Origin of the sequence: Pseudomonas sp. HMSC066A08 (assembly GCF_001813025.1) — a bacterium.
Lineage (GTDB): Bacteria > Pseudomonadota > Gammaproteobacteria > Pseudomonadales > Pseudomonadaceae > Pseudomonas > Pseudomonas aeruginosa.
In genome coordinates this window covers 1-243 of sequence record NZ_KV811389.1, presented here as the reverse complement: position 1 = coordinate 243, position 243 = coordinate 1, and the positions used below count along the sequence as shown (strand labels likewise).

The window sequence follows — 243 nt, the reverse complement described above, 5'->3', positions numbered from 1 at the left end:
TCGCAGCCGCAGGCCAGCAACGGCGAGAACTACAGCAGCTCGCAAATCATCGCCGGGTCGCTGGGTCAGCAGATGGGGCAGATTGGTATGCAGATGGCCCAACGCAACATGAACATTCAGCCGACGCTCGAAATTCGTCCGGGCTACGAGTTCAACATCATGGTGACGAAGGACATTATCCTGCCGACGTGGGAAGGCCACCCGATGGCCGGAAGCACCGGCAAGGGCTGCAATTGACGACTA

The 243-nt window shown here is 58.8% G+C and carries 1 protein-coding gene; it reads left to right on the top strand.

The annotated features are described in order from the left end of the window. The coding region (locus HMPREF2886_RS31950) for a TrbI/VirB10 family protein (protein WP_070749126.1) at positions 1 to 237 on the top strand (237 nt) is incomplete at its 5' end. Positions 238 to 243 lie beyond the last annotated feature (6 nt).